This is a genomic window from Bacillus sp. JHAA, assembly GCF_036961585.1.
GTDB classification, from domain to species: Bacteria; Bacillota; Bacilli; order Bacillales; family Bacillaceae; genus Bacillus; species Bacillus velezensis.
This window is the reverse complement of sequence record NZ_JBAMDE010000004.1, coordinates 397,210-412,279: the sequence shown is the minus strand read 5'-3', so window position 1 is coordinate 412,279 and position 15,070 is coordinate 397,210. Positions and strand designations below refer to the sequence as shown.

The 15,070-nt window shown below is 47.8% G+C and carries 16 protein-coding genes; 10 read left to right on the top strand and 6 right to left on the bottom strand.

The window, feature by feature from the left end:
• Nucleotides 1-21 precede the first annotated feature (21 nt).
• Nucleotides 22-744 (top strand): gamma-glutamyl-gamma-aminobutyrate hydrolase family protein, encoded by a 723-nt coding sequence (locus tag V7728_RS12265; protein ID WP_015239265.1) that lies wholly within the window; start codon nt 22-24, stop codon nt 742-744.
• 33 nt (nt 745-777) lie between these two features.
• Here V7728_RS12265 and V7728_RS12260 read toward each other — a convergent pair whose 3' ends face one another.
• The 4 genes from V7728_RS12260 to V7728_RS12245 form a co-directional block, all read right to left on the bottom strand.
• Nucleotides 778-2,931: an MMPL family transporter gene (locus V7728_RS12260; protein WP_099566451.1), complete on the bottom strand. Its 2,154-nt coding sequence runs from the start codon at nt 2,929-2,931 to the stop codon at nt 778-780.
• A 98-nt stretch (nt 2,932-3,029) separates the two neighbouring features.
• The gene (locus tag V7728_RS12255) at nt 3,030-3,665 is read right to left on the bottom strand and encodes a response regulator transcription factor (RefSeq protein WP_099566450.1); all 636 of its coding nucleotides are present in this window, start codon (nt 3,663-3,665) and stop codon (nt 3,030-3,032) included.
• Nucleotides 3,658-4,818, bottom strand: coding sequence for a sensor histidine kinase (locus V7728_RS12250; protein WP_179946984.1), 1,161 nt, complete (start codon nt 4,816-4,818; stop codon nt 3,658-3,660). The genes V7728_RS12255 and V7728_RS12250 overlap by 8 nt, the downstream gene beginning before the upstream one ends.
• A 212-nt stretch (nt 4,819-5,030) precedes the next feature.
• Nucleotides 5,031-5,567, bottom strand: coding sequence for a sugar O-acetyltransferase (locus V7728_RS12245; RefSeq protein ID WP_060563176.1), 537 nt, complete (start codon nt 5,565-5,567; stop codon nt 5,031-5,033).
• Between the two features lie 146 nt (nt 5,568-5,713).
• Between V7728_RS12245 and V7728_RS12240 the strand changes: the two genes are divergently transcribed.
• From V7728_RS12240 to V7728_RS12210, 7 genes are all read left to right on the top strand, one after another.
• Nucleotides 5,714-6,751 (top strand): ROK family protein, encoded by a 1,038-nt coding sequence (locus V7728_RS12240; RefSeq protein WP_076425607.1) that lies wholly within the window; start codon nt 5,714-5,716, stop codon nt 6,749-6,751.
• A complete protein-coding gene (locus V7728_RS12235; RefSeq protein ID WP_099566449.1) occupies nt 6,748-7,962 on the top strand; it encodes an MFS transporter in 1,215 nt (404 codons plus the stop codon). Before V7728_RS12240 ends, V7728_RS12235 begins: the two co-directional genes overlap by 4 nt.
• 132 nt (nt 7,963-8,094) lie before the next feature.
• Nucleotides 8,095-8,340 (top strand): spore gernimation protein GerQ, encoded by a 246-nt coding sequence (locus V7728_RS12230; RefSeq protein ID WP_099566448.1) that lies wholly within the window; start codon nt 8,095-8,097, stop codon nt 8,338-8,340.
• 17 nt (nt 8,341-8,357) lie between these two features.
• Entirely contained in the window at nt 8,358-8,726 is a 369-nt protein-coding gene (locus tag V7728_RS12225; RefSeq protein ID WP_015416918.1) for a spore coat protein, read from the top strand.
• An 18-nt stretch (nt 8,727-8,744) separates the two neighbouring features.
• A complete protein-coding gene (locus V7728_RS12220) occupies nt 8,745-9,881 on the top strand; it encodes a zinc-dependent alcohol dehydrogenase (RefSeq protein WP_069006886.1) in 1,137 nt (378 codons plus the stop codon).
• Between the two features lie 18 nt (nt 9,882-9,899).
• Nucleotides 9,900-10,097, top strand: a complete 198-nt coding sequence (locus tag V7728_RS12215) for a hypothetical protein (RefSeq protein WP_099566447.1) — start codon at nt 9,900-9,902, stop codon at nt 10,095-10,097.
• Nucleotides 10,098-10,111: 14 nt separating this feature from the next.
• On the top strand, nt 10,112-10,411 hold the full coding sequence (locus V7728_RS12210; RefSeq protein WP_099566446.1) for a spore coat protein: 300 nt from the start codon (nt 10,112-10,114) through the stop codon (nt 10,409-10,411).
• 65 nt (nt 10,412-10,476) lie between these two features.
• On the opposite strand, the gene pdxR is transcribed toward V7728_RS12210, so the two are convergent.
• On the bottom strand, nt 10,477-11,865 hold the full coding sequence (gene pdxR / locus V7728_RS12205; protein ID WP_099566445.1) for a MocR-like pyridoxine biosynthesis transcription factor PdxR: 1,389 nt from the start codon (nt 11,863-11,865) through the stop codon (nt 10,477-10,479).
• A 126-nt stretch (nt 11,866-11,991) separates the two neighbouring features.
• Here pdxR and V7728_RS12200 point away from each other — a divergent pair, with 126 nt between their 5' ends.
• Complete coding sequence (locus V7728_RS12200; RefSeq protein WP_099566444.1) at nt 11,992-12,876, top strand: DMT family transporter; 885 nt, start codon at nt 11,992-11,994, stop codon at nt 12,874-12,876.
• A gap of 77 nt (nt 12,877-12,953) precedes the next feature.
• On the opposite strand, the gene V7728_RS12195 is transcribed toward V7728_RS12200, so the two are convergent.
• A complete protein-coding gene (locus V7728_RS12195) occupies nt 12,954-13,532 on the bottom strand; it encodes a TetR/AcrR family transcriptional regulator (RefSeq protein ID WP_021495037.1) in 579 nt (192 codons plus the stop codon).
• A gap of 258 nt (nt 13,533-13,790) precedes the next feature.
• On the opposite strand from V7728_RS12195, the gene V7728_RS12190 reads away from it, so the two are divergent.
• Entirely contained in the window at nt 13,791-14,981 is a 1,191-nt protein-coding gene (locus tag V7728_RS12190; RefSeq protein WP_099566443.1) for an MFS transporter, read from the top strand.
• Nucleotides 14,982-15,070: the final 89 nt, after the last annotated feature.

Sequence of the window (15,070 nt, the reverse complement as noted above, 5' to 3'; positions counted from 1 at the left end):
CATGGTTCAGGGGGGCGAAGAATGGCCAAACGCATTGGAATTACGGGAAACATTATGGCTGATCAATCCGGCCCTTTCCCGGGTTATAATCGGGCATATGTCAATAATGATTATATTCAGTCTGTTTCTGAGGCCGGCGGTGTGCCGTTTATATTGCCGGTAATTCAAGAGACGGCGCTTTTAAAGGAACAGGTCTCTCATGTTGACGGGATCATTCTGTCCGGCGGCCAGGATATAGACCCGCTGTTTTACGGTGAAGAACCTTTACAGGCTTTAAGAAAGACCTTTCCTGATCGGGACGCCTACGAGAAGGAGCTGATTCTCACGGCGGTTGCTTTAGAAAAGCCGATTCTTGCAATCTGCCGGGGGATGCATATGTTAAACGTCACTTACGGGGGAACTTTATATCAAGACCTGACACACGCTTCGTTTGCTGACATTAAGCATGATCAAGAAAAAGATCCGCCGTTAAAAACCCATCATGTTTCTTTTGAAAAAGGGACACGTCTCCATACCTTGTTTGGCGATTCAGCGCGGGTGAATTCATTCCATCACCAGATCATAAAAGAGACGGCGCCTTCGTTTAAAGCCTCGGCTTATGCGAAAGACGGGGCCATTGAAGCAATTGAACGGACGGGTGAATTATTTGTCGTCGGCGTGCAATGGCATCCCGAAATGCTGACAAAAAAACATGAAGACATGAAAAAGCTTTTTTCTCTTTTCATGGATGCGGTCAGCACATAAAAAAAGCAGATCATAACGATCTGCTTTTTCATTTTATTCTTCCGGTTTCTCCGGTGTTTTGCCTTGTGTCAGCTTATGGCCTTCGATATCCACGTTCGGAATGATTTTATCCAGCCACTTCGGCAAGTACCAGGCCGCATGTCCCATCAGCTTCATGACACTCGGAATAATGGTCATTCTTACAATGAACGCATCAAAAAGTACACCGAAGGTCATTGCCAAGCCCATGGATTTGATCGTAGCTTCTCCCGCAAAGATGAATCCCGCAAAGACGAAAATCATGATCAGTCCCGCCGCTGTTACGACAGGTCCGCTATGTTTCAATCCGGCATGAATGGCTTGTACCGGATTTTTTGTTTTGACATATTCTTCTCTCATTCTGCTGACAAGGAATACTTGATAATCCATCGCCAGCCCGAAAAGAATACCGATCGCCAAAATAGGCAGGAAGGCGAGAATCGGGCCTTTTTCCGGAATGCTGAGCAAGCCGGTGAAATTTCCATCCTGCAATATGAATACCGATAAGCCGAGTGTAGCGGTCATCGTCAGCAAAAAGCCGACGACAGCGGCAAGCGGCACGAGAAGCGAGCGGAAAACAACGGTCAGCAATACAAACGCAAACCCGACAATGAGAATGGCGAATTCCGGAATGGCATCGTTTAACCGGTCTGAAATATCAATGTTCACCGCGGTTGACCCGGTGACGAGCAGGCGGATGCCGTTTTTGTCTGATCGTTTCCGTATATCCTGCACTAACTCTTTCGTTGCCTTATCATTCGGCCCGGTTTCAGGCACTGCCGTAATGATGGCATAGTCCCCTTTTTGATTCGGCATGGCAGGTGTGACGCTCGCCACATTGTGCAAGTCCTTCACTTCTTTCACGGCGTCTTGAAATGCTTCACTTTTGTTCCCCTTGACCCCTTTTGCATCGGCAACAATTGTCAGCTTGCCGTTAAAGCCTTCTCCGAATCCTTTAGACAACAGATCATAGGCGCGGCGATCCGGGCTGTCTTTCGCTTTCATTCCCGCATCAGGCAGCCCCAGCTCTAAATGCATGGCCGGCAGACTGATGACAGATAAAAGAATAATGCTGAAAATGCTTAACAGAATAGGTTTCTTTGTAACGAAGCGCCCCCAGGCATTCGTGCCGGCGCTTTTCTTTTCTTTCTTCTTGTTTGATTTCGGAATCATCCGTTTTCCCGCGATTGACAACACCGCAGGCACCAGCGTTACTGATGCCAATACAGCCATCAGCACACTGAGTGCCGCAGTCAATCCCATGGCAGACATGAACGGAATGCCGACAACGGTCAATCCGCAAAGCGCGACGATCACGGTCAGTCCCGCAAAAACGACGGCGCTGCCTGCCGTTCCCGCGGCTTTCGCGATCGATTCATTTTTTTGTACACCTTCGCCCAAAAACTGACGATGCTTCGTAAAGATGAACAGCGCATAATCAATCCCGACGGCCAGGCCGATCATTCCGGATAATGAGAGACTGACCGAAGCTATCGTAAAGAACTGTGTCCCAATTAACGTCAGCGCGACGCTTACACCTAACCCAATCAAGGCCGTGACAATCGGCAGCCCCGCGATGACTAATGAACCAAACGTAATAGCCAGTACGACGAATGCCAGCACAACGCCGACAATTTCAGATACACCGCCGATTTCAACACCGGCCCCCGGCACATCGCCGCTGATCTCCGTCTGCAGACCCTTGTCTCCGGCGGCGGACAGACTGTGTTTCATATGTGAAACAGACGCATCCGTAATGTCATCCGCCGCTTTTTTGTACGTAATATCGGCATATGCCACTGATCCGTCTTTAGAAATGGTTCCTGTCTCAAAAGGACTTGCAATTGAAGCGACTGAATGATCGGTTTTGATCTTCTTTAATGTCTCTTCAACCGCTTGTTTTTCCGGTTTTGACGTCAATTTCTTCCCTTCTTCAGCTCCGAAAATAACCCGTATGCTTCCTTTATCGGGACCCTTTGAAAATTCTTTTTGAATGATATCCATCGCCTTTTCAGAAGGTGTGTCGGGAATTGACATATCCTCAGAAAAAGCAGGTTTTAACGAGATGGCGATCACAACCGAAGCGATCAGTATCACGAGCCACGCACTGATCATTTTTAATCGATTGCGGGCAGACCATCCCCCTAATTTATATAAAAAACCAGACATCGAATACTCCTCTCCAATCATTACTTTCTGCCTAATTGTAGTTCACATTCACATAAAAAAAACGTACATAGGGGCATGTACGTTTGGGCAGTTTTTCATTATATATTCAGTTTCAGAATGCCTTTTTGCATGGCAATGGTGACGGCTTCCGTCCGCGAATCAGCGCCTAATTTGTTATAAATCGATGTTAATCTCGCTTTTACCGTCCGCTCTGAGATTCCTAAATCGAAGGCGATCGCTTTGCTTTTATGTCCTTGCGCAACGGCTTCTAGAACTATGATTTCCTTGTCCGTCAGCTGTGTTTCATTGGCATTTGCCCGTTCCATTTTCATTTCCCGGAAACGCCGCAAGATGTTCGGCTGCAGAAGCACTTCTCCCCTGACCGCCGCATCCATCGTATGAAATAAGGTTTCTGAGCTTGTGTCTTTCAGCAGATAACCGTTCGCGCCTGATTCAATGCCTTCTATCATCAGATGATCTTCATTATAGGTCGTCAAAATAATGATCGGCACATCAGAATGCTCTTTTATCTGTTTAATGGCTTCCAGCCCGCTCATTTCCGGCATGTACAGATCCATGAGAATGACATCTGGCTTTAGTTCCTCTGCGAGGCGGACGGCGGTTTTCCCGTTTTCCGCCTCTCCCGTTATGGTGTAATGGTCATTTGTTTCTATCAAAAGCTTCAGACCTTCTCTGACGACAAGATGGTCATCTGCTATTAACACTTTATACATGTTCCGCCTCTCCTTGAATTGGTATGATGATCTCAATTTGAGTTCCCGCTGATCTGGCGCTTGTTATACGGAAAGTGCCGTTCATCATATTGACGCGTTCTTGTATTCCAAGCAGCCCGTAATGTCCGCTTTTTCTCATTTCTGTTCCGGCATCAAAGCCTTTCCCGTCATCTTTGACGGTTATGCGGATCTGTCCCTCTTCTTCCTGAACGGATACCCAGACATTCTTTGCTTCTGCATGCTTGGCGGCGTTTGTCAGGCCTTCTCCGATCATGTAATGGCAATTCTCCGCCGTATGAACGTCAAGCACATGATGCACGCTGTAATCTAAAAAACAAGACAGCCCGGAGGCTTCTGTAAAATGGTTGATTTGTTCAGTGATGCTTTCTTTTAAGAACCCGATCTTTTCTGATGTGCTGCGAAGGTTGTCAATGGCCGAGCGCGCATCAGCCAATGTGCCTTTCACTCTGTCCATTGACTGGCTGATGATGTCTTTCGCTCTGTCAGTGTTACCCTTTGAAAGATGAACATGCACCGCTTCAAGCTGCATATGCAAGCTGACCAATCCTTGAGCAAGCGTATCGTGCAAGTCTCTCGCCATCCGCTGCCTTTCGTTCTGGAGCGTCAGCTGTTTCACTTGCCGGTGAGCGAGCTCTAATTTTTCAAGCGTCATCTGTGTTTTTATTTTTTCATCAACTTGTGCGAAAAATGTGGCCGCATACGTGATAATCACGATCATGATGGGAGCGGCGATAACGATGAAACGTAGCAGATGATGCGGATGCTCCTGGTGCAAAGCTGTTATAGACATTAAAATGAACAGATAGAGTATGAGCAGCGTTTTTCCCTTATCCGCCATTCCGATAATCTGCCCGATTAAAAAGGCATAGAGACCGACGACAACCGCAATATAGCCGCCAGTCATCAAGTTAGCCGATGTATATATGATAAATCCCTGTATGATGAAATAAAGAAACGTTTTTTTCTTCACCCAGCGATGGGAATGCCAGTGCAGCACGGTAAAAATGACGATCAATATTGTGAATAACAGCAGCAAAAAAACCGTCCAGCTTTCATAAATGTACTGCAAAGAGACTGATGCGGCATATACCATTAAAATAAACGCCAGACCGGGCACCCGAAGCGCAAGCATATGCAATGAACGTCTGTCACGGGAGACATAGTCTTCTTGATGTTTTGTACCAAACAATCTCTGTCCACTTCCTTTTAGCCGACCGGCCTCACGAGGTTTTATTCTATTTGTCATCATACCATAAGTGCCTGCTTCTCACCTTCCCCTTCTTTCCTGCATGACGGGTGAAAGAAAAAACAGCCTGCGGGATTGTTCGCAAGCTGCTTTTTTGTTCATATCTTTTTTATAACCTTTCCCGGGTTTCCGGCCATGACGGAATTTGGCGGGACGTCTTTCGTAACGACTGTACCGGCCGCAATGACGGAGTTTTCGCCGATGGTGACGCCTGCTAAAATGACACAGCTTCCTCCGATCCATACATTGCTGCCGATCGTAATCGGAATGCCGTAACCGCTTTTATTTCTTCCTTCCGGCTGCAGAGAATGCCCGGCTGTATAGATCCCGACATTCGGCCCTATCATACAGTTATCGCCTATCCGCACGTCAGCCATGTCTAAAATGGTGCAATTATAGCCGGCATAAAAATGATCGCCGACATGAATATTGGTTCCGATATCACAATGAAAGTTATGCTCAATGCTCGGTTTCTCTCCCGCCGTCCCGAACAGTTCTCTGATGATCGCTTCTTTTGTTTCAAACGCTTCCGAATCGGCGTCGTTTAATTCCCGGACAAGCCTATGCGCCCGGATGTTTTTCTTCCTCAGCTCTTCCGTTCCGCGTTCATAATAGATTTTGTTATCAGAACTCATGTGTCGAGCCTCCATTCTCAGCAAGGATATTCTATTTATTCTCCGTTTGAAAACAATTTTAAACCGTCTTGACTGATTCGGAAAGTATATTTTAAGCTACTTTTAATAAGTCTTTTAAAAAGTGATTAATAAAGGAGTGCGGAATCATGGCGAATACCATTAATAATACATCCATTGTAAAAAAAACGAATGAAGAGACCATCATTGAAGCGCTGCTGAAAACGGATGCGGCCACCATTTCCTTTCTCTCTCAACAAACAGGGCTCAGCGCCGCCACGTGCGGAAACATTTTACATGAATTAAAAGAACGCGGCGAAGTCATGGAAATGGAACCGAGCGCCTCAACAGGCGGAAGAAAAGCAAGGCAGTTTACGTTAAATGCGGACAGTCATTTGGTACTCGGCATATCCGTTAAAACAGAAGGCGGCGTCCATTCGATTGACGTCGCGCTGGCAGATTGGCACGGTGACTATGTTGAAAAAGACAGCCGCTTTTATGATGTCATCAATTATGACCTCATCGAACGGCTTACTGACGAATGGATAAGGCGGTTTCCCAATATAAAGGCGATCGGCATAGGGGTTCAGGGTGTGGTCAGCCACGGCGTCATCGGCATTTGTGACACTGAAGAGCTGTGTGATATCCCGATGCAGGAAAGACTTGAAGCCAGATATTCTGTCAAGGTCAATGTAGAAAACGAGATGCATTACGCTTTGTACGGATTTTATCGCGATCAGCAATATTCCGTCCCGAAAACCATCGCCATGGCCGCATTTGTCAAAGACAATCCTCCGGGAGCGCGCTTCGTTATAGACGGGCGCTTAGTCAAAGGCAATACACAATTCGCCGGAGAAATTTCTTATATTCCATTTGAATCGACACGCAAGCAGCAGCTTGAAAAGCTCTATTCACCGGATTCTTTTCCGGAACTGGCTGTTAAGATGACAAGCGCCATGATTTCAATCATCAATCCGCAGGCCATTGCGTTTATCGGAGAATTATCAAAAGGGTTGGATATGGAACAGGTTTATGAAGCATGCTCCGCTTTTGTCCCGAAAGAACACATGCCGGAGCTGATTCTTATTGATGACATCCAGCCCTATTACCAAAAAGGATTGATTGCCATCACATTAAAATCTCTGCGTTTTCCGCTTCATTTGGCAGAGAGGGAGCTGATTTCATGAGTAGACAGGGCATTCAAAAATGGAAACTTGCCCTTTTTATTATTTTTTCGCTGCCCGGACTTGCTTTTTCATCCTGGATTTCCCGCACGCCTGAGGTGAGAGAAACGCTGAAAGCCTCGACGTCAATGATGGGGTTGATTATTTTCGGGCTTGCATGCGGCTCATTGATCGGCCTGTTAAGCGCCAGCCGGATCATCTCGCGGAAAGGCACCAGATTCGTTGCTTTGATCAGCGTTCTGATTGTCATTATCGGGATATTCGTCATCAGCGCAGGTGTTTTTGCCGCTTTCAAAAGCATCGTATTTGCCGGACTGATCATCTTCGGGCTCGGCTACGGACTTGCGGAAGTGGCCCTTAATGTAGATGGTTCCGCCCTTGAACGCGCCGCCGGGAAAACCATGATGCCCGCATTGCACGCATCATTCAGCGCCGGCACATTGCTAGGCGCAGGACTCGCCTCTCTCGCTATTTTATTCAAGGTTCCCGTTCTCGTTCACCTGCTGCTCATTGCCGGAATTGAGTTTATCCTGATTTTTACTTTCTTCCGGTTTCTGCCCGAGGACACCGGGAAAGAAGATGCCGTCTCAAGGTGGCAGGAAGTTTCAAGCGAAAAGCCGGTAAACGTCTGGACAGAGCCGCGCACACTGCTGATCGGGCTCATCGTGCTCGGAATGGCTTTCGCAGAAGGGTCGGCCAATGACTGGCTTCCGCTCACCATGACGGATGGTTTTCACGTGACGCACGCGCAAGGCACGGCGGTTTACGGCGTCTTCCTCACCGCTATGCTGATCGCCCGCATCTTTGGCGGGGCATTTTTGGACCGGTACGGACGCGTGCCCGTTCTTCGTCTCTGCACCGCCATCAGTGTCATCGGACTTTCCCTTGTGATTTTCAGCGGAAACCTCACAGCAGCCGTAATCGGCGTCTTTCTTTGGGGAATCGGCGCCTCCCTCGGCTTCCCGGTCGGCCTTTCCGCAGCCGGCGATGACCCAAAAGGAGCAGTTAAGCGGGTCGGAGCAATCTCCTTCGTCGGCTACTGCGCCTTCTTAGTCGGCCCTCCCGTTCTCGGACTGCTCGGTGAAGAATTCGGCCTTGTTAAAGCACTGATCATCGTACTGATCGGCATTTTGCTCAGCGGTCTCGTCTCCCGCGCGGCAAAACCGCCCGCGCATCAGAAAAATGTTCATGACACCAACAGCCGTTCCATGTGAACAAGAGGAAGCGATTGTGCTTCCTCTTTTTTGACTCTCCGCTTTATCTGATAAACAAAATTTGTAAGACTAGACCTCTTTTCTCAGGGGAAATTAACTACGTATTTCTACAAAGGGAGGTTTCAGACGATTATGGATAAGCGTGAATTAGCGGCTCACGAGTCGCTTGACTTACATGAAATCATTAACTTCAAGACGCTTTGTGTAGCGAAATCCAAGCTCATGCAAGGGCTTGTGTTTGATCAGGACCTGAAAACGTTAATGGAGAAAGATGTTCAGCAAGCCTCACAAGACCTGGCTGATCTGCAGACGGTTTATGAACGGGCATCTTTTCAGGCTCCTGTTCCTCAAAACCGGCCGACTTCGATCATCAATTGAAAGGAAGGTAAGCATCATTGAATCATGACCATTTAGATCCGATCAATTCATTACATGTCCCTGAACTTGCGGATATGACATTCGCAATGGATTTTCTCATACGCGCCAAAGAAGGCGTCAGAAATACCGCCGTTGCTTTAACAGAAACCGCTTCACCTGATGTAAGAGCTTTGCTTCGCAAACAGCTCATGCAGGGAATCACGATGCATCAGGAGATAACAGACTTGATGGTCAGCAAAAAGTGGTTTCACCCGCATGATCTGAGCGAACAGTATAAACTGGATCAGCTCTCTGCGAAAAATACCCTCATGGTCGGAAATATGAATCTGTTTCCCGTTGAAACGAACAGAAAAGGGATGTTTGACCGCACACCTGATGAACACTAACACTGGAGGTATCACAGCATGAAGGCCGTAACGTATCAAGGAGTGAAAAACGTCGTTGTGAAAGACGTGCCTGATCCGAAGATTGAAAACCACGATGACATGATTATAAAAGTCACAAGTACGGCAATTTGCGGATCAGATTTACATTTAATCCACGGACTCATCCCGAACTTGCAGGAAGACTACATCATCGGGCATGAACCGATGGGCATCGTGGAAGAAACCGGTCCCGGCGTGACGAAAGTCAAAAAAGGCGACCGCGTCATTATTCCTTTTAATATCGCCTGCGGAGAATGCGTTTATTGTAAAAATCACCTGGAAAGCCAATGTGATCAATCAAATGAGAACGGCGATATAGGCGCTTATTTCGGCTATTCAGGAAATGCCGGCGGCTATCCGGGAGGCCAGGCGGAGTATTTGCGCGTTCCATTTGCGAACTTTACTCATTTTAAAGTTCCCGAAACATGCGAAGAACCGGATGAGAAACTGAGTGTTATTTCCGATGCGATGACAACCGGCTTTTGGAGCGTTGACAATGCCGGCGTAAAAGAAGGCGATACAGTTATCGTTCTCGGCTGCGGGCCCGTGGGCCTTTTCGCTCAAAAATTCTGCTGGTTAAAGGGAGCGAAACGCGTAATAGCCGTAGACTATGTCAACTACCGTCTCCAGCATGCGAAACGGACGAATAAAGTGGAAATCGTGAACTTCGAAGACCACGAAAATACGGGCAGCTACCTGAAGGAAATCACCAAAGGCGGCGCCGACGTTGTCATTGACGCCGTCGGCATGGACGGGAAAATGACAGACCTTGAGTTCCTCGCCAGCGGATTAAAACTTCAGGGCGGGGCGATGAGCGCATTGGTCATCGCATCCCAAGCGGTGCGAAAAGGCGGAACGATCCAGATTACGGGCGTGTACGGCGGCAGATACAACGGGTTTCCCCTTGGCGATATCATGCAGCGAAACGTCAATATCCGGTCAGGACAAGCTCCCGTCATCCACTATATGCCGTATATGTTTGAATTGGTGTCAACCGGCAAAATTGATCCGGGCGATGTTGTAAGCCATGTCATTCCGCTTAGTGAAGCGAAGCACGGCTATGAGATGTTTGACACGAAAACAGATGATTGCATAAAAGTTGTACTCAAACCTTAAAGAACGGAGGCTACAGAAATGGCCCGCGCCTTACATGAATTACTCGAAATTCAGGAGATGGCTTCTTTTAAGTCACTTTGTCTGACGAAATCCAAAACCATGAAAGCGCTCGTATCCGATCCGCAGCTGAAAGAAATCATGCAGCAGGATGCGGATACATCAACAAGGCAATTGCAGGAGTTTGCCTCGATTTTATCTGATGCAAAGCATGAATAGGAGATGAATAACGAATGAATCCGATTATTGAATACTTGACGGGAATGAATGCACTGACAGACCAAATTGTCGCTATGGATTTATTGAATTCGGCAAAAAGCGGTGTCAGAAACTATGCGATGGCGGCGACGGAAGCCGAAACGCCTGAAGTGAAAGCGATCCTCACCCGTCACTTAGAAGAAGCCATCGACATGCATGAGCAAATCTCACGCTATATGATGGAAAAAGGCTGGTATCACCCGTGGAACACAAATGAACAAGTCCGGCTCAATTTGCAAAATATTGATACGGCGCTCCGCCTGCCCGTCCTATAAATCGTTTTGCTGCTGAGACATCACCCCTGACTCAAGCTTCAGTATTTCAAACTGTGAGCTGCCTTTTACAGCGCCCAGGCGGCTCTCAGTTTTTTTATGCCTTCTTGTATATCGGTTTCAGAAACCCCCGCGAAACCGAGGGAAACTGTTTTTTCAGGGACCTGTTTTTGATAGGTAAGAGACACGGGATAGATTTTGACGCCTTGTTCCTCCGCCTTTTCAATCAGCTCTTTTTCGCTGAAAGGCAGCTGAACGTCAAGTAAAATCCGCAGCCCGGAATTTTCCCCGCGAATCCTGACGTATTGTCCCAGCTCGCGCCGCACGGCCTCTAATAATACCGCTCTTTTTTTCCGGTACAGCTTTCTCATTCTGTTAATATGTTTCTGCCACTCTCCGCTTTTGATAAATTGAGCCAGCGTCAGCTGACTGTGGCAGGAGACGGTCTGTTTATATAAAGAAGCGATTTCCCTGCCTTTTTCAATAAGCGGCAAAGGAAGAATCATATAGCTGATGCGCAGCGAAGGAAGCAGAGATTGGGAAAACGTCCCCATATAAATGACACGGTGATGCTGATCAAGCCCCTGCAATGATGGGATCGGCTGGCCGGTGTATCGGAATTCACCGTCATAATCATCTTCTATAATGAACGATTGATGTTCCTCCGCCCATTTCAGCAGCTGAATCCTTCTGTTTACCGGCATAATCGTTCCTAACGTAAATTGATGAGAAGGCGTGACATATACAAGACGCGGCCGCTCTTCATTCAGCTTCCGGATACAGACTCCTTCATCATCGACGGGTATCGGAATGATCTTCATGTGATTGGCTTTAAAAATCTCCCTCGCTCTCGGATAACCCGGATCTTCATATCCGATGGATAGATTTGCTTCAAATATTTTGCACAGCATTTGCAAAAGAGCAGGGTTCCCGGCGCCGACTATCACTTGTTCAGGACGGCAATTCACCCCGCGCGACTGATATAAGTACTCCGAAATTAGCGTTCTCAGTTCAAGCTCGCCCAAATCATCCCCGGGCCGATACAGCTCATGCCCGTATTGATCTAAGCTTGCAACCATGCTTTTGCGCCATGCCGAAAACGGAAAATGAGCGGCATCCACAGTGCCGTAGTGAAAATCAATCCATTGACGGTCTTCCTTCGCCTTTGTTTGAACGGGCGAAGCGCCCGGCTTTTTCACATAGACGGCGTCCGAGTCATAATCGGCAAACCATCCGCTTCTCGGCTTACTGACAATATAACCTTCGGCGGCAAGCTGTTCATAGGCCCGCTCTACAGTCGTCTGACTGACGGAAAGCTGACTTGACAAAAGCCTTTTTGAAGGAAGCTTCAGTCCTTTAGGAAGACGGCCCTGATGCATATTTTCCTTAAAATGCCGATAAAGCTGCTGATAAAGCGGAATATCCAGATCTCTATTTAAAAATGGCGTGATATCCATTTTTGCTCCCTCCAAACTGGCATTCTTCTTTTTATAAAAACTGGCCATTTGTATAAGGCCAATTTCAGTTTATAGTCATTATAAACTTTGAAAATGGGTTTAGAAATATATATTGGAGTGATTGGAATGAAGAAAGCCGCAAACGGCTGGATTAACGGATTTATCGGCGTACTCATTTTCAGCGGCTCGCTTCCGGCGACCCGCTTGGCTGTAGCGGACTTTGACCCGGTATTTCTCACCGTATGCCGCGCCGCGATAGCCGGTATATTGGCAGGCGCTCTGCTCCTCATTTTTCAGGAGAAACGCCCTGCCAAAAGCGACATCATTTCACTAATAACAGTAGCGCTCGGCGTCGTGATCGGTTTCCCGCTGCTTACGGCCTTAGCGCTTCAGCATGTCACATCCGCTCATGCCATTGTCTACATCGGGCTTCTCCCGCTTGCGACGGCGATCTTCGGCGTACTGCGAGGAGGCGAACGGCCCAGGCCGGTCTTTTGGATTTTCTCGGCTGCCGGCAGCATCCTCGTAGCCGGATATGCTCTGCTGCAAGGAGGAGAATCCTCTCCGCTCGGTGATACGTACATGATCGCTTCGATTATCGTGTGCGGTCTCGGTTATGCCGAAGGCGCCCGCCTCTCCCGGCGGCTTGGCAACTGGCAGGTGATCTCTTGGGCACTCGTTTTATCGCTTCCCCTTATGTTCATCCTGTCTTTCTGCTTCATGCCGGACTCATGGTCAAACATCGGCGCGCCCGCACTGCTCAGTCTTGCATATGTCTCAATATTCAGCATGCTGATCGGCTTCGTATTCTGGTATCGCGGACTCGCCCAGGGAGGCATCGCCGCGATCGGGCAGCTGCAGCTTCTGCAGCCTTTCTTCGGACTGTTACTGGCCGCCATGATTCTCCATGAAAAAGCAGGATGGGAACTTGCGGCGGTGAATGTCGGCGTTATCGCTTGCGTGGCGGCCGCCCGGCAGTTCGCAAATCAATCAGAAAAGGCCGAACAATGAACTTGTTCGGCCTTTTCATTATATTCCGCCCATAGGCAGCAGAAGTCTGTATCTCTTTCACATGACCCGGCTATTTTTCAGGCAGGCTGAACTCCCTTAAACGCACTCATCACCAGATCATGCACATAGGAATCATTCACCTCATCACCTGTAATAAGCAGACGATAGAAAATCGGTCCGTAAATGAGATCGATGCTTACGTCAATATCAAGATTCTCTCTTAATTCACCTTTTTGAATTCCCTTTTCCAGAAGGCCTTTCGCTTGGAGGCGGCGGGGCTGGAAAAATCGCGTGCGATATTCTTCCGCCAATTTTGCATCCAGCTGCCCCGCACCGATTAATTCCTTAATAACGGTTCCTTCCCGGCTCGTCAAAAACCTTGCTAAATTCGTGGCGTGGGTCAATATATCTTGCACTGTTGATCCTGTATCGGGCACAGGCAGTCTGTCCGTAGCGGTCGAAAGAAAGCTGTCCATGATAACGGCAGCCTTGTTTGACCACCATTTATAAATCGTTGCCTTACTCACTTTGGCACGCTCAGCAATTTTATCGACTGTCACCGCGTCAAAGCCATTTTCCAACAATAGGTCATACGCTGCAGAAAGAATCGCCTTATGTGTTCCTTCATCGCGCGGCCGTCCTCGTTTACTCTGCACATGAATCATTCCTTCCCGAATTATAAACGATACGTTCAGTATACTTAACCTGTATAAAAAAAGAAAACAGAAACCTATTTACAAAACTGAACGTTTAGTATATTATTTGTTTATAATAAAACTAAACGTTTAGTTTATAAAATAACTTGAGGGAAGTCTTGATGAAATGCAGACTCCAAAAGCCTCTGCGTAAAGGAGATGAATCAGCAAATCATTTATCAAGCATCATAAAAAACACTTAAAAAGGAGTTCATTCATATGGCTAAAGAAAACAAACAAACAGCAGATCAGGGAATTTCACCTGGTTTAACCCTTCTTCTCGCAACGGCATGCGGTATCATTGTCGCTAATCTTTATTATGCACAGCCCTTGGCAGGATTCATTAGTGCGGCAATCGGGCTTTCTCCAAGCAGCGCAGGATTGATTGTCACACTGACTCAAATCGGATACGTTGCCGGCTTACTGTTTCTCGTCCCTTTGGGAGACATTATCGAAAACAAAAAACTTGTCGTTGTATCGCTCCTTCTAAGCGCAGCCGCTTTGACACTGACAGCATTTGCGAAGCATGGAACACTGTTTTTAGCCGCTGCGTTTTTCATCGGACTGGGATCAATTGCAGCCCAAGTGCTAGTTCCGTTCGCATCATACCTTGCACCGGACGCCGCACGCGGCCGGGTTGTCGGCAATGTGATGAGCGGCCTGCTGCTCGGTATTATGCTTTCCCGTCCGATATCCAGTCTGGTCGCTGATATATGGGGGTGGAATGCCATATTTGCTTTATCCGCCGCGTTAAGTGTTGTCCTGGCAATCGTCTTATCAAAAGTGCTTCCTGCCAGAAAACCAACAGCAAACACAAGCTACACCGTCTTACTCGGTTCAATGTGGAAGCTGCTGCGCACGACTCCGGTCTTACGCCGCCGTGCCATTTATCATGCGTTTGTATTTGGAGCTTTCAGCTTGTTCTGGACGACTGTACCTTTATTATTGTCCGGTCCTGCTTTTCATTTTTCTCAAAAGGCAATCGCGCTGTATGCATTAGCGGGCATTGCAGGTGCAGCGGCTGCACCGATAGGCGGCCGTCTGGCTGATCGCGGCCTGACCCGGCTTGCCACCGGAATCGCTCTCGGTGCTGTCATCGTTTCTTTATTACTCCCGCTCATGATTCAGAGCAGCTCCCCCGTCGGAATAGCAGTTCTGGTGGCCGCAGCTATCCTGTTGGATATGGGTGTATCTGCCAATCTCGTACTCAGTCAGCGTGCCATTTTTTCGTTGGCACCTGAATTTCGCAGCCGATTAAACGGATTATTTATGGCCATCTTCTTTCTGGGCGGTGCTATAGGATCATCAATCGGAGGATGGGCATACGCCTCAGGCGGGTGGAGTATCACATTATGGATTGGAATCGCTTTTCCGGTCATCGCATTGCTTTATTTCACCACGGAGAAATAAGCCATTCACTAAAAATAAGCCGTCAGGACCAAGCTGACAGCTTTTTTTGATGTATTCTTCTTTACATCCTTCGGAACAAAAAACCCCTG

Bases quoted from the DNA above. Each gene is read 5' to 3' on its own strand.
- V7728_RS12265 (WP_015239265.1), top strand. From the start codon at position 22: ATGGCCAAACGCATTGGAATTACGGGAAACATTATGGCTGATCAATCC.
- V7728_RS12260 (WP_099566451.1), bottom strand. From the start codon at position 2,931: ATGTCTGGTTTTTTATATAAATTAGGGGGATGGTCTGCCCGCAATCGA.
- V7728_RS12255 (WP_099566450.1), bottom strand. From the start codon at position 3,665: ATGTATAAAGTGTTAATAGCAGATGACCATCTTGTCGTCAGAGAAGGT.
- V7728_RS12250 (WP_179946984.1), bottom strand. From the start codon at position 4,818: ATGCTTGCGCTTCGGGTGCCCGGTCTGGCGTTTATTTTAATGGTATAT.
- V7728_RS12245 (WP_060563176.1), bottom strand. From the start codon at position 5,567: ATGAGTTCTGATAACAAAATCTATTATGAACGCGGAACGGAAGAGCTG.
- V7728_RS12240 (WP_076425607.1), top strand. From the start codon at position 5,714: ATGGCGAATACCATTAATAATACATCCATTGTAAAAAAAACGAATGAA.
- V7728_RS12235 (WP_099566449.1), top strand. From the start codon at position 6,748: ATGAGTAGACAGGGCATTCAAAAATGGAAACTTGCCCTTTTTATTATT.
- V7728_RS12230 (WP_099566448.1), top strand. From the start codon at position 8,095: ATGGATAAGCGTGAATTAGCGGCTCACGAGTCGCTTGACTTACATGAA.
- V7728_RS12220 (WP_069006886.1), top strand. From the start codon at position 8,745: ATGAAGGCCGTAACGTATCAAGGAGTGAAAAACGTCGTTGTGAAAGAC.
- V7728_RS12215 (WP_099566447.1), top strand. From the start codon at position 9,900: ATGGCCCGCGCCTTACATGAATTACTCGAAATTCAGGAGATGGCTTCT.
- V7728_RS12210 (WP_099566446.1), top strand. From the start codon at position 10,112: ATGAATCCGATTATTGAATACTTGACGGGAATGAATGCACTGACAGAC.
- pdxR (WP_099566445.1), bottom strand. From the start codon at position 11,865: ATGGATATCACGCCATTTTTAAATAGAGATCTGGATATTCCGCTTTAT.
- V7728_RS12200 (WP_099566444.1), top strand. From the start codon at position 11,992: ATGAAGAAAGCCGCAAACGGCTGGATTAACGGATTTATCGGCGTACTC.
- V7728_RS12190 (WP_099566443.1), top strand. From the start codon at position 13,791: ATGGCTAAAGAAAACAAACAAACAGCAGATCAGGGAATTTCACCTGGT.